This is a genomic window from Capnocytophaga sp. oral taxon 323 (genome assembly GCF_001278825.1).
Taxonomy (GTDB): domain Bacteria; phylum Bacteroidota; class Bacteroidia; order Flavobacteriales; family Flavobacteriaceae; genus Capnocytophaga; species Capnocytophaga ochracea.
Window position 1 is genome coordinate 2,524,138 of sequence record NZ_CP012589.1, and the last position, 14,199, is coordinate 2,538,336.

Genomic DNA, 14,199 nt, shown 5'->3' on the forward strand with positions numbered 1-14,199 from the left:
ACAGAGACTAAATCATTAAAAACACTAGAAATGAGAAGAATATTTATTGTAGCTTTTGCTTTATTTTTAGGCGTATTTCAGGCACATAGCCAGCAAGTAGACAAGGCAAAAAAGCTATTGGACGAAGTGTACAACAAGATGGTTGCTTACAATAATATCTATATAGATTTTAAGTATAACCTCGATAATATTGCTGAGAATATCAATCAGGAAACCAAAGGTAATGTAACCATTGCCAAAAACAAGTATGTGCTAAATTATCTGGGGGCTACTAAAATATACGATGGTCATAAGACCTATACCATAGTACCCGAGAATGAAGAAGTAACCATAGAGAAAAACACCAATGACGACAATGCGATTACTCCTTCAAAAATGCTTACCTTCTATAAGAAAGGTTATAAGTACAAATGGGATATACAGCAAAATGTACGCGGGCGCAAAATACAATATGTAGAGCTAAAACCACAGAAAGCTAATACTGATGTAAAGCAAATTCTGTTGGGGATAGATATACAAACTAAACACATCTACAACCTTATTGAAATAGGAAAGAACGGTACTAAAACCACTATCACAGTGAATACTTTTAAAACAAACCAGCCTATTTCGAACAATATCTTTAAATTCGACCGCGAGAAGTACAAAAAAGACGGCTATACTATCAGTGAATTATAGATGAAGATATTAGACCGCTACATTATCACTCAGTTCCTTACTAACTTTTTAGGAGCACTCTCTATACTTGTTCTTATCTTTGTATTCCACACAATCTTTACATACATTGATGAGCTAGCGGGGCGTGGTTTGGAGTTATGGATTATATTCAAGTTTCTAATTTATTTTATTCCGCAACTTATCCCTATCATTATGCCCTTGGCAGTGGTAATAGCCTCTATTATGACCTTTGGGGCATTTGCTGAAAACTATGAGTTTGCTGCGATGAAAGCCTCAGGTATTTCGCTAATGCGCGTAATGCGTCCGCTGATTATACTGATGGCATTACTGAGTTTAGGCACTTTCTTTTTAGCCAATAATGTAATTCCAGTAGCTTATCGCGAGGTGTATACCCTTAGATCGAACATTGCCAAAGTGAAACCTGCTATGGCTATAGCCGAAGGTGTATTCTCTAACATAGGGGAGGATATAAGCATAAAAGTAGGAAAAAAAAGAGGTGATAATGACGAGTTTTTAGAGAATGTGCTCATTCACAAAAAGACTCCCGATAAAGTAAATCGCACTGTAATCAATGCCAAGCGAGGAGAACTCAAAAGTTCTAAGACTAATAGTAACTTCTTACAGCTTATTTTGGAAGACGGGACTTATTACGAGGATATTAAAACCAACACTTACGAAGCCCAACAAAAAGAACCTTTTGCCAAGGTATACTTTAAAAAATACATCATCAATCTAGACCTTTCGCATTTGAACAATGTAGATTTTAACGAGAAAACCGATGCTACTACCTATCGTATGATGAATGTAGGACAGCTTAATTACGCTATCGACTCACTCCGCACCGATTTCAAACAGAATATTACTGACTATGGCAATAATATGTTTCGTCGTACAGGTTTCTCAGTAGCCCCTCCGCCACCCTCTTCTGCCGAAGGGGAAAAACAAGAGAAACCTAAACCTGTTAAGGAGATTACTTCGGTGAGAGAGCTCTTTAACAAACTGAATAACACACAAAAATCAATGGTACTTGATATGGCTATCAATACCAACCAAGCTCAGTTAGACAATGTGGAGTTCCGGCAAAGCGACCTTGAATATCGCTATAAACTAATGAACTTACACATTTTAAATCTCAGTGATAAGTTTGCTCTTACGGTGGCTTGTTTTGTGCTCTTTTTCGTAGCGGCACCTTTAGGAGCTTTCATTCGCAAAGGAGGGATTGGTATGCCTTTGGTAATAGCAATGATACTGTTCTTAGCTTATTATTTTATAGGAATGTTTATGAAAAATATAGCTGAGAACAACACTATCAACCCAGCCTTAGCACCGTGGATACCTGCTTTGATACTTCTGCCTTTGGGTATTTACCTCACTACAAGGGTTACTACTGATAAAGAAGTGTTCAATTTTCCTATTACCAATAAACTAATGCGCTTTGTAGAAGACAAAGTGAAAGAAATAAAAGGGAAAATTAAAAAGAACAAGTAAAAATCGATAATATCTAATTATAAGTTCATCAATGGATATTCAGAGTATTGAGTATCCATTGATTTTTTATAACATCACAATACCGAAAAAAAATGATAAAACCAATTATCAGAGGTAAAGCTAGCGATAAGTTAGGTATGAGAGTAGAGAAAGAGCTATATTATTTAGATGTAATATAAATTAATATCCGTTTTCTACTTTTCTTTTGGTATATTACTCATATAGTGTACTTTTGTCGCATATTTTACTAATTAAATTACTCGACATATGGAGACAGAAATTTTAGCACGGGTGCAGTTCGCACTGACGATTGCTTTCCATTACATCTATCCGCCTTTAAGTATAGGGCTTGGATTACTAATGGTAGCTTTTAAAGGTATCTACCTACGCACTGGTAAAAAAGAGTATGACACGCTCGCCCGCTTCTGGACGCGCATCTTCTCACTTACCTTCGGCTTAGGAGTCGCTACAGGGATTGTAATGGAATTTGAATTTGGTACCAACTGGGCTACCTATTCGCGTTATGTAGGTGATATCTTCGGTAGTGCTTTGGCTGCTGAGGGTGTTTTTGCTTTCGCTTTAGAGAGTACCTGCCTTGGTATTGTACTTTTCGGTTGGAATAAAGTAAAGCCTATATGGCACTTCTTGGCTACCCTTGGGGTGTTCTTAGGCTCTATGTGTTCCGCTATCTGGATAGTAATAGCCAACAGCTGGCAACAAACCCCCGCAGGTTATGTAATTGCAGGCGAAGGTATGCAAGCTAAAGCCGTAATTACTGATTTTTGGGCGATGGTGTTCAACCCTTCGAGCATAGACCGTATATGGCACGTATGGCAAGGAGCTTTCTTAGCTGGTATCTTCTTGGTATTGAGCGTTCACGCTTGGTATTTACTCAAAGGTCGCCACGTGGAAATCTCTAAAAAAGCCTTTAAAGTAACTCTTATCATCGGTACAATTGTGTGCTTGTTGCAATTGGTTTCAGGACACAGCTCAGCCGATGGTGTAGCTAAAAATCAACCAGAGAAATTAGCAGCTATGGAAGGACACTTCAAAACAGGGCCTGGTGATGCTTACATTATTGGTTGGGTAGACCAAAAGAATGAGGAAACTCACGGGTTAAGTATTCCTAAAGGGCTTTCGTATATGGTGCATTTTGATGCTGATGCCCCCGTAACAGGTCTTGACCAATATCCAGTGGAAGACCGTCCAGGGCAAGTGAATGCTGTATTCCAATTCTATCATATAATGGTAGCCATTGGTATGTTGCTCATCGCACTCACTCTCTATGCTTCTTTCTTATTGTGGAGAGGCAAATTATACAACAAACGTTGGCTCTTGCACATTTTCGTATGGAGTGTATTGTTGCCACAAATAGGTAATCAAGTAGGTTGGTTTGCAGCCGAAATGGGTCGCCAGCCTTGGATAGTGTACAAACTCTTGCGTACGAGCGAAGCCCTTTCTAAATCGGTATCGGCTAACCAAATACTCTTCGCGATTATCTTATTTACTGTTATTTATATTATCCTCTTCGCTCTATTCATCTACTTGATGAACAAGAAAATCGTTCACGGTATAGATGAACACGAAACTCAAGAACAATTACAAACAGCATAACATTATACAGATATGGAAACATTTTTAGGAATCGACTACCCTACGTGGTGGTTCATCATTATAGGATTTTTGATTACAGGCTATGCTATTTTAGACGGCTTTGACTTTGGAGCTGGGGCGTGGCATTTGTTCTTCGATAAGAAAAAAGAACGCCGCGTAGCTCTGAATGCTATCGGACCAGTGTGGGACGGTAATGAAGCGTGGTTAGTAATTGGGGGAGCAGGTATTTTTGCTGGTTTCCCATTAATGTATGCCGAATTGTTTTCGGCTATGAACACGCCTTTTATGCTTTTCCTCACCTTTATTATTTTTAGAGCGGTAGCTATTGAGGTACGAGGCAAAGAGGACAGCGACCGTTGGCGCAACACTTGGGATACCGTATATAGCGTGTGCAGCATCGTATTGCCTGTGCTCTTAGGCGTGGTAATTGCCAATGTACTACAAGGGCTTCCGTTAGACGAGAACTTTCAGTACACCGGAGGAGCGCTCTTTACTTTCCTTACCCCTTATGCATTACTTGTAGGTGTAATGACACTCTTGCTCTTTATGGTACACGGAGGTTTGTATTTGCTTCTCAAAACTCACGGTGATATGCACCACCGCATCGAGAAACGCATTAACTATGCATACCTCGGCTTTTTGGTAGTGTTTACAGCAGTAGCGATTTACAGTATGCTCACTTCTCATTTAGCTGAAAATATTGCTAATAGCACTGCACTGAAAGTATTCCCTGCGTTATTGCTCCTCAGCATCTTAAGCGTAGCTTTCTTTATGAAGAAAAAAGACTATAAAAAGGCTTTTGTCGGTACTATTCTCACCATCGTTTTCTTTATGGTGGTAGCAGCACTGAACTTACACCCTACTTTCTTGAGAACTACTTTAGAAACTGGCAATAGCATCACGGTTTACAACGCAGCAGCTTCTCAGAAATCATTAGAGATTATGCTCACTATCACCGCGATAGGAGCGCCGTTATTGCTTCTCTACACTTATTTCGCCTACAAAGTATTCTGGGGCAAAGTAGAGATTGATGAAAACAGTTATTAATACAAGCCTTATAGGCACTATAAAATAAGAAAGAGAGAAAAAGAGAGAAAAGGTTTTAAAACTTTTTCTCTCTTTTATTTTGGTAGGTAAAAAATAATTCGTACTTTTGCGCCCGATTTAAACCATTATTAAATAACAAAGCTATGTATGCAATTGTAGAGATAGCAGGGCAACAATTTAAAGTTAGCAAAGACCAAAAAGTGTTTGTTCACCGTTTGCCTAATCAAGAAGGAGAGAAAGTAGCGTTTAATAACGTACTCCTTTTAGATAACAACGGAACCATCACCGTAGGCGCCCCAGCTATAAATGGAGCTTCCGTAGAAGCAAAGGTTTTGAAACATTTGAAAGGCGACAAAGTGCTCGTGTTCAAAAAGAAAAGACGTAAAGGTTACAAAGTTAAGAACGGACATCGTCAGTTCCTTACGCAAATTGTAATTGAGAACATCGTTGCAAGTGGTGCTAAAAGTACCCAAGCAAAACCTAAGACAGAAAAAGCTCCTGTTAAGTCAGCAAAAGCTGATGATTTGAAAAAGATAGAAGGTATTGGGCCTAAAGCAGCAGAAGCCTTAGTAGCAGCAGGGGTAGACACCTTTGCTAAATTAGCTAAGAAATCAGTTGAAGAAATCAAAACCATCCTATCAGAAACAAGTTCAACCTTGGCACACTTAGACCCTCAAACTTGGGCAGCTCAAGCTCAATTAGCCGCTGACGGCAAATGGGACGAACTTAAAAAATGGCAAGACGAGTTGAACGGTGGTATCGTAAAATAATTGTTAAACCTAAAAATCTAAGAAAAAATGGCTCACAAAAAAGGTGTCGGTAGTTCTAAGAACGGTAGAGAATCTCACTCTAAACGCTTAGGTGTTAAAATTTTCGGTGGACAAGTTGCCATCGCTGGAAACATTATTGTTAGACAACGCGGAACTCAACACAATGCTGGCGAGAATGTGTATATTGGTAAAGACCATACTTTGCACGCTAAAATCGATGGTATCGTTAAGTTCGAAAAGAAGAGAGATAACAAATCATTTGTTTCTGTTATTCCATTAGAATCATAATAAAGTTTTTTAATGTTACAACAAAAAAAGCCTTTGGAACTCCAAAGGCTTTTTTTGTAAATAATACCATCCTATTCTACTATAATAGTGTATTTAAGGTCTATATTAGTACGCGGGTCAAAAACAAAATCAAAAAAAGTAGCATCATCTTTCTTACCTTGTCTTATCCGCTACTTTACTTTGTTTTTCCTTCGTTTTATTTCCCTCAAAATTAGTGTTTTCTCACCTCTTTTAACTCTTCATTACCAACCACTTATATACCCTTTCTATACCAATCGTCCAAGATTCGTATAAGCTTCCTATAAGCTCTCTATAAGCTAAGCATACCCTCCTAATAACCTTTTTTCATCAAAATTACATCCCAGCCTCTTCTGAAATATTCCGTTTCCTTACGAAAACTCCGACCTTCCATCGCCCATCAGTATTTCTGGTATTATGTTAACGTCAGTTCGATGTATATAAACTGATTTACAATAGTATTTGTGTTATAACCTGTGAAATCCAGCAACGAAGTTGCCAATCCGTCCACATCACAATTGTCAATTGAAAGACTATCCGTGTAAGACTTTCAGGCAGCTTGCTGCCTATTTGTTTGATTTTTTTTAAAGATTTGTAAGATTTCTGTAGCGTAAGCTACACTTTTCTTACATCGAACTCACGTTATATTATTAAAAAAGGTCAGCAAAACTCTTCTTGCTGACCTTTTTCTTCTGTTTCTATTATCCTAATCTTTACTGTATTGTAATCGTATTGAGTTTGTTATAACCTGTTTGAGCTTCCCATATGCCTTTGTTAGCCAAACGAATGCTGTATTCCGGACGATGAGCAAGACTTTGGTAAGGGTCTGGTAAATTCAAATAAATGTCATAAAGCCCTTTGGAAAGATGTTGAGGTAAAGTAATGTCTGCTTTCACTTTCACAGTCTTACCTGCAAACCAATGTCGAGGGTCGTCATTGAGTTTAAATACTTGTTTTTCCGAAGTGTTTTTTCTCACTAAAACAATCTGCACATCACGACGATTATACGGCGAAGCAAAGCCCTCATTCTTGAGTTCAAGCTCTATTTGCAAATGTCCCCCAGGTACTGGGTTGCCCGTAAATTTACTGTAATTAAGTGCAAAACGATAGCCTAATTTTCTTTTCATATCGTCCATACATCTGTTTTTCCAACTATTAATAGTACCCTCGTGGAAGTCCATATTAATATAACTCCAATGATACAAAACCATTTCTCTTAAAGCATTGCTACATTCTGTAAAACTATTAGGCGAGGTGCAAGTCTCTCCGCCCATCACCACATACTGCGTCTCCCGCTCCATATACTTGCGGTAGTTTTCATTAGGATAAGTACCCATATTAGGAGCATCAGCTAAAAAACAATCGTTATGGAAGCCTATGCGTGATAAGTCACTGCCATTATAAGCATTTCCCTCTGTAAGATTCGTGTGCACATTGATGTTTTGGGTAAATATCTTTGCCATTGGGTAGCGCACACACACCATTCTATCCTTAGGTAAAATGCTTAATTCTTTTGCTAATACCTTTCTGCGGGCTTCATAAGCTCCTGCGTTTTCTTGGGGTTGAAAGCCGTAATGATTGGTGTAATACCATTCGCCCCAAACACCCACAAAACCTGCTTCCCATACAGCTATGATATCAGCATTTTCACGAATTATTGGTGCCAATTGGTTAAGATGTCTTTCCGTCCAATACCACGAGGTATCTCCTCTACCATTGTAATAATCACCTTGGTCTTTTGAATAAGCAAAGCGTAAAACTACCTTAGAGCCTCCTTCGCGAATGACTCGCATATTATTCCGAATCCTATTTAAAAAGTACTCCGGAATGTCTTTCTCTCGAAAGTTATTCATATAATAAATCGTGAGAATAAGACTTATCCCCTCCTGATTTCGCTTTTGTCTCACCCAATCTGCATTAAGTGTCCAATCGCCTTCTCCTTGGTCTTGATGGGTTAAAAAACCTCTTTCAGGATTTAAAAACACTTCATTAGTACCTTCATATCTCACTGTCTGATTGAGAGAAGGAACTGCTGGGGGTGTAACGGGTGGTATAGGGGTGGTAGTAGACGTAGTAGTAGAGGTTTTGGTAGTAGGTGACTGTGTACCTCCTCCATTGTTAACGTCATCTTCTTTGCTTTGGCAAGAGATTATGGTGGTTAGTAAAACAAAAAATGTTAAAAGATATTTTTTCATAGAATTTTAAGTTTACAATGTATAATTTATTACTTAATCTTTACAAAATAAGGCAATCGCTCCAAAGGTACTTTTAGGGTGTATTCTTTGCCTCCTTTGTACTTTTTGCCTCGTTCGTCTTGCCAAGTGCCTTTGGGGAGTTTTACTGTGCGAATATCGCTTTCGGTCATTACAGGGGCTACTAAATACTTATCGCCCAGCATATATTGGTCTTTGCAATTAGCGAAACCCTGATGAGGAAAAGCATACTCCATACTGCGCACAATAGGTTCTCCTGTTTGTGCCGATTTTTTAGCTTCGGCTATGATATAGTCGCCTAATTGTTCGTGCCATTTAGCGTATTTGATACAGATAGCCAAATTCTCTTTCGATAGAATGCGCCAAGGAGCTACTGAAAATTGCATCATAGGCATCATCGAATGTATTTGGCAAGAGCGCACTATGAGCTTCTGATTGAAATTAGTAGGGTCTACATTCAAGAAACTGCCGTATTCCCCTCCGCCTATCATATCGGGGCAAGCGAATGCATAACCGTTGAGTCCTGCGGCTATCATATCGGGGACTAAACGGGCTACACCGTCCCAAGAGTAACTCTTGTCACCCAAACGCTGTACCAAAGCCTGTCCGCCCAATTTCCAGCAAGCGCGGAACTCGTTGTAAGGGAATTCTAAACCTAATTTACCCCAGAGATAGGTCTGTTCAGTATCGTAAGATTTTTGGTCGAAAACCTCTACATCTTCCGCCAAATAGCGCTCTGGGTCACCTGCATCAAACTTAAATCCATCGATGCCGTATTCTTTTTGTAGGTCTTTGAGCATATTCACAAAGTAGGCAAAGGCTTCGGGATTGCTGAGGTCATAGCAAGCGCTGAGCCCATTCCACCAATCGAGGATAGCAGGGGTGTCAGCTCCTTTTTTCTTCACTAAATAGCCTTTGTCGCGCAAAAAGCGGTATTCTTGGCTATCGGGTGATACAAATGGGCATACCCATACCATTACTTTGAAGCCCATTTGATGGAGCTGGTTTATCATTTCCTTAGGTGTAGGAAACTTATCGGGGCGAAATTGCCATACGCCATAGTCTTTTTGCCAGTTGTCATCAATCATTATTACTCCCGTTGGCATTCCGTTGTCCAGAATGGCTTTGGCGTAGGCTAAAACGTCTTTTTCGTTCTGATTGTAAATAAGTTCTATCCAAGTGTTGTATTGTGGTTTGGTAAAGAACACTTCGGGGGGATTACCCCTGAAGGCGGAAAATATTGTTTACTCACTGCCTGATAGGCACTTTTGAGGGTAGTACCTGCTGTGTGGCAACTCACCTCACCCCGTGAAGGAGTGATAAGTATCTTTCCGTTTTTAAATTGATAAGCAAAAGGAGCTCCTGAAGCGATATAACGCCCTTGATTAGAGTACAGAAAGGGCACTGATTGGTTGTTAAAATTCTCGGTGCGCAAGTTGTAAATACGCTCCGATGGTTGGTAAGGCATCTCTTTGCCTACGCCCGTAAAGCCACCCCACCATTGTTCATTGGGTAGTAGGGTGATTTCAGTGGGCTGTTGTGCGCTCGCCCATAGCGAACTACACAAAGTAATAAAAGCAAATATTCTTTTCATTTGTATGTTTTTAGTCGTTAGTTATTAGTTCTTAGCCGTTAACTTTTTACCTCTTACCTGAAATAAATTCTGAGGGTGATACCCCAAATTGTTCTTTAAAAGCTCTTGTGAAATACGACGGACTATCGATTCCTACTTCGTAGCACACTTCACTGATGAGTTTATCGGTAGTTTTAAGCAGTTCGGCAGCTTTGTCTAAGCGTATTTTGCGAATGTAGTTCGCCAAGGTAAGCTCGGTAGCTTGTTTGACAAAGCTGTACAACTTAGTGCGGTTCATACCGAGTTCAAGGCAGAGATTATCTACCGAGAAATGTGGGTTTTGCATATTGGTCACTACCAAGTGAGTGAGCTTGTCTAACTGTTCTTGTTGTTTCTTATCAATCACTTTCTGACGGATATTCTCAATAGGAGTGTGCTGTTTGCTCTTGTTGAGCAAGTTGCGTACATTGGTTTTGAGCAGTTTCACATCAAAAGGTTTCGTAAGGTAGGCATCAGCACCTAACTCAATTCCTTCTATCTGCGACTCTATTTGCGATTTCGCCGTGAGCAATATCACAGGAATAAAGCACGTTTGCAGGTTCTTTTTCAGGATAGCACAGAGCTCAAATCCGTCAATTTTAGGCATCATCACATCCGATATGACCAAATTAGGAAAATGCTGATTACACTTCTCAATCGCTTGTTCGCCGTCGGAGGCGAGAATGATGTTGTACTCTTTGATAAAGATGTTTTTGAGTATCATCAGTACCTCGTGATTGTCGTCTACTAAAAGCAAGGTAGGTTTATCTTCTTGGGGCAAATTTAACATTTCGTCCTCTTCTTCGCCTATGTGTTCATACTCAACCGCATAGTCCGATAAGTATTCTTTTAGCTGAAAAGCACTGTCCTGCAACTTCTGTTCGGGCAATAAGTAACTATCGTCCATAGGGAAGGTGATAATGACTTCGGTACCTACATTGGGCTTACTGCTAATGATAATCCCACCGCGATGCGCTTCAACTAATGATTTTACCAAAGAAAGCCCGATGCCCGAACCTACTCTTTTTTGTCCTTGTCCCTCTACACGGTGGAAGCGTTCAAAGATTTCGGATAAGGCATTCTTCTCCAACCCTACGCCTTCATCTTGCACTTTCACCACCAACTGTTTGCCTGGCAAGGTATGCGCAGTGTTCTCAAAGGCGCTTTTGTAGAGCGGTGTGAGCTCGCTCAAATTCTCTACCGAAATCGATAAGCGTATAGTGCTTCCCGCATTGGAGTACCTAATAGCATTGGAAAGAATATTCGAAAGTATCTTGCTAAAATACTTCTCATCTAACCACAACTTTACTTCTTGTTCAGGTAGTGTTAATTGCAAGGTTATAGCCACTTTGCTTGCCCACTCCTTAAACTCGTTGTAAATGGCTTGCACATAGCTGTTTGCCGAAATATAATTAGCTTTTAGCTGAGGTGTATACACGTCCATACGATGTATTTCAAGCAGTTCGTTCACCATATTACTGAGCTTACCCGTATTGCGTTTGAGGGTATGCACATACTTATTGGAAGGCATTTCCTCTTCCATTTCAGTTACTGCGTGGCTCATTAGGGTAAGTGGTGTACGGAACTCGTGTGAGACGTCTGTAAAGAACTGCATTTTCATCTGCATTAGCTCTTCTTTATGTCGCTCTTTTTCCTCTTGTACAGCTATGGTATGCTTCATTTGCGTCCATCGCATAAAGTACCTGAAACCTATGTACAGCAAGCCTGCAAGGGCAAGTGCATAGAGGGTGTACGCCCACCACGTAAGCCAAAAAGGAGGCTTGGAGACCACTGTAAGCTCGGTCTGCGCTCCGCTCCACTGTTGCCAATCGCCTACCTCCACTAATAGTTTGTAAGTACCATAAGGGAGCTTTTGGTAAGTAGCGTGTGGGGCAGGGTCATTCACGGTTATATAATGCCAATCAGTGTCGTAATCCTCTAATTTATAACGGTAACGCAACCGCTGAGGTGCATTGTATGACAAAGTGGTGAAGTACACCGAAAAATCGTTGTTCGGGTACGCTATCGAAAGCGCATCGGTAAACTCTATACACGAATTGACTACTTTGCCGTTGTTTTCAAACCTGCTAAAATGTACTCTTAGGTGAGCTGACGAAAACATCTGCGCTTGTGGTTTGAAATAGTTAAAGCCGTGTGAGCCCCCAAAATACAGATTCCCCTCAGCATCTTTGCAAGAGGAAGCCGTCCCGAAACTGTGTCCTTGCAAGCCATCGTTGTTGCTGAAAGCCGCAAAACGTTTTAGTTTTGTATCAAAGAAACTCAAGTAAAAGCCTCCACACCACACATTGCCAAAAGCATCTACTTCCACACTTTCAATATCGTTAGAGGTTGCCCCTTCTTCTATGCCGTAATGTTCGGCAGTATAAGTGAGTTTGCCATTAGCGTTATCAGTGAGAACCACCTTGTTGAGTCCGCTACCCATAGTGCCTATCCAATAAGTATCTTTGTCTTTATCAATTGCCCAAAGATAATTACTACTCAGGCTGTGCGGGGTTTTAGCGTCGGCAGCGTATTTGAGCACACGCACTACCTCGCCTTTGGCATTGAGTTGCAATCTGTTTAAGCCCATTACCGAGGTTATCACCAGTTCGTTCTTAGCTTTATCCACATATATTTTGTGGAGCTTGTTAGTAGATAACCTACGAGGTTCAGGCGTTGTTTCGGTAAAGGTGTAGACGTTTTGCCATTGTCCTTTTTGCTCTTCAAAGCATTCCAATCCTGAATAGGTAGTAATCCACAAACGGTGAAAGGTATCGAGCTTGATATCAAATATATAATCGTTGCACTGTGTTGCAAACGAACCGATAATGCTTCGGCTTTGCTTGTCTATCACCCATACCCGTTCGCGAACCGATACGTACAAGTGTGCTTTATCGCTCTGAATACTCGTAACGTTAGGCGAAAGCTCAGGAGCATTACAATAGTGCTCGTCTAACTGCTGGCTCTGGGTGTGAAACCTAATCACTCCGCCGAACTTATTGCCTATATACACATAGCCATCGGGGTCGTAGTGCATCGTGCTTACAAACTCTGAACCCACTTTGCTCTGGGGTTTTATCCATACCGTCTTGAAGAACGCATCGCGCGTACTGCTGTACGATACACCATTAGACCAAGCCGATACCCACAAATTGCTATCCTTGTCTAAGAACACACTGTTGATATGATTGCTTGCCGAATACGGATTCAAAGGCGAGTGACTGTGTTCTTTCAGCAGAGAAAGACTGTTTTTATCCAACTGAAAGATGCTTTCTTCATTCACTACCCACACGTATTGCCCGCTCAGTGTAAGAGAAAGCAAATGTTTGTTCAGGTCAAATTCCTTTTTAGCAACTATCGCATAGGTGTTATCGGGCTTACAGGCGTACTTCACTAAGCTATCTCGGTAAATCACCCACAAGTAGCCATCGGCATAGAGCATCTTTACGATACCCGAACCTATGTTGTTCACCTTTTCAGGTAAGGCTTTTAGTGTGCCCTTGTCAGGAACGTAAGCCGATAACCAAGGGGACCCCGAAAGCCACACTTCTCCTTTTTCGCTCACTGCTATTTGCGGATTGAGTTGCGAAGTAGTGAGTTGTGAGGCAGAGCCAATAGGCAATGTTTTTAGCGTAAGTGCCTTCTCGCGCTGATTCCACACTACTTTAGCACGCCTAATTTGGTTTTCGCTCAAAAGCCAAAGTTCATTATTTGTGCCTTTTTGTAAGAGTTTTACTTTGGTATAGAAAGCCAAATCAAGAGGGTCGTCTATTTTGAAATTGACAAACTGTTTGAGCCGAATATCAAAACAAGCTACTCCTGCTTCGGTAGCTACCCAAAGGTAACGCCCCATAGGTTGCAAGCTGTACACACGGTTGTAGTACACCGAGTTGATAGGGTCTTGCTCGTACTTGTAGGCATCAAGGGCATAGCCATCGAAACGGTTGAGCCCTCTGTGGGTGCCTAACCAAATAAAGCCCAACGAATCCTGAGCAATGCAAGTAACGTTGTCGTGCAACAGACCTTCATTGCGCGTAAGATGGTGGAAAAGGAAAGTTTCTTGCGCTTGAATTCTCACCACCAACTCTTCTGTGAAAGCGATAGGAAAGAGAAAATACCACAACAGCAGGATTCGCAGGAGCTTTATCGTTCTGTTCATTTGTCAAAAATTCATTTAGAGGGCAAAGATATAAAATCCTTATCAAAAGCTCAAAATACCCAAATCTAAAAACTGATAAGTAACCTTCATTTCTTCATCTTAGATTCGCCTTACCTTCATCGTAGATTCGTCTTTTGTTCGTCATTCCTTCGTCTTTTGTTCGTTGTAGACCCACTGTAGAGCCACTGTAGAGCCACTGTAGAGCCACTGTAGAGCCACTGTAGAGCCACTGTAGAGCCACTGTAGAGCCACTCTTCGTTCACCTCTTCTTCGTCTTTTCTTTACCCTATTCGTACAGATTACACCTCATCA

At 40.7% G+C, this 14,199-nt stretch carries 9 protein-coding genes and 1 pseudogene; 6 read left to right on the top strand and 4 right to left on the bottom strand.

The genetic code is table 11. The features are described 5' to 3' along the window. The first annotated feature begins 30 nt into the window (after positions 1–30). From AM608_RS10930 to rpmA, 6 genes are all read left to right on the top strand, one after another. A complete protein-coding gene (locus AM608_RS10930; RefSeq protein ID WP_053581764.1) occupies positions 31–678 on the top strand; it encodes an outer membrane lipoprotein carrier protein LolA in 648 nt (215 codons plus the stop codon). After that, positions 679–2,166 carry an LptF/LptG family permease gene (locus tag AM608_RS10935; protein WP_053581765.1) on the top strand — a complete coding sequence of 496 codons (1,488 nt, stop codon included), beginning with the start codon at positions 679–681 and terminating at the stop codon, positions 2,164–2,166. A gap of 267 nt (positions 2,167–2,433) precedes the next feature. Then, a complete protein-coding gene (locus AM608_RS10940; protein WP_053581766.1) occupies positions 2,434–3,780 on the top strand; it encodes a cytochrome ubiquinol oxidase subunit I in 1,347 nt (448 codons plus the stop codon). A 12-nt stretch (positions 3,781–3,792) separates the two neighbouring features. After that, entirely contained in the window at positions 3,793–4,827 is a 1,035-nt protein-coding gene (cydB, locus tag AM608_RS10945; RefSeq protein WP_053581767.1) for a cytochrome d ubiquinol oxidase subunit II, read from the top strand. A 143-nt stretch (positions 4,828–4,970) separates the two neighbouring features. Further along, a complete protein-coding gene (gene rplU, locus AM608_RS10950; RefSeq protein WP_009420522.1) occupies positions 4,971–5,597 on the top strand; it encodes a 50S ribosomal protein L21 in 627 nt (208 codons plus the stop codon). A gap of 27 nt (positions 5,598–5,624) precedes the next feature. Continuing rightward, positions 5,625–5,885 carry a 50S ribosomal protein L27 gene (gene rpmA / locus AM608_RS10955; protein WP_002670844.1) on the top strand — a complete coding sequence of 87 codons (261 nt, stop codon included), beginning with the start codon at positions 5,625–5,627 and terminating at the stop codon, positions 5,883–5,885. 731 nt (positions 5,886–6,616) lie between these two features. Here rpmA and AM608_RS10960 read toward each other — a convergent pair. From AM608_RS10960 to AM608_RS12195, 4 genes and pseudogenes are all read right to left on the bottom strand, one after another. Continuing rightward, complete coding sequence (locus tag AM608_RS10960; RefSeq protein WP_053581768.1) at positions 6,617–8,098, bottom strand: DUF4832 domain-containing protein; 1,482 nt, start codon at positions 8,096–8,098, stop codon at positions 6,617–6,619. 29 nt (positions 8,099–8,127) lie between these two features. Beyond that, positions 8,128–9,710 (bottom strand): annotated as a pseudogene (locus AM608_RS10965) (glycoside hydrolase family 31 protein). A 46-nt stretch (positions 9,711–9,756) separates the two neighbouring features. Next, entirely contained in the window at positions 9,757–13,887 is a 4,131-nt protein-coding gene (locus AM608_RS10970; protein ID WP_053581769.1) for a response regulator, read from the bottom strand. Positions 13,888–13,981: 94 nt separating this feature from the next. Beyond that, on the bottom strand, positions 13,982–14,128 hold the full coding sequence (locus AM608_RS12195) for a hypothetical protein (protein WP_172672756.1): 147 nt from the start codon (positions 14,126–14,128) through the stop codon (positions 13,982–13,984). Positions 14,129–14,199: the final 71 nt, after the last annotated feature.

Coding starts and splice junctions, on each gene's coding strand:
- AM608_RS10930 (WP_053581764.1), top strand. CDS start 31: ATGAGAAGAATATTTATTGTAGCTTTTGCTTTATTTTTAGGCGTATTT.
- AM608_RS10935 (WP_053581765.1), top strand. CDS start 679: ATGAAGATATTAGACCGCTACATTATCACTCAGTTCCTTACTAACTTT.
- AM608_RS10940 (WP_053581766.1), top strand. CDS start 2,434: ATGGAGACAGAAATTTTAGCACGGGTGCAGTTCGCACTGACGATTGCT.
- cydB (WP_053581767.1), top strand. CDS start 3,793: ATGGAAACATTTTTAGGAATCGACTACCCTACGTGGTGGTTCATCATT.
- rplU (WP_009420522.1), top strand. CDS start 4,971: ATGTATGCAATTGTAGAGATAGCAGGGCAACAATTTAAAGTTAGCAAA.
- rpmA (WP_002670844.1), top strand. CDS start 5,625: ATGGCTCACAAAAAAGGTGTCGGTAGTTCTAAGAACGGTAGAGAATCT.
- AM608_RS10960 (WP_053581768.1), bottom strand. CDS start 8,098: ATGAAAAAATATCTTTTAACATTTTTTGTTTTACTAACCACCATAATC.
- AM608_RS10970 (WP_053581769.1), bottom strand. CDS start 13,887: ATGAACAGAACGATAAAGCTCCTGCGAATCCTGCTGTTGTGGTATTTT.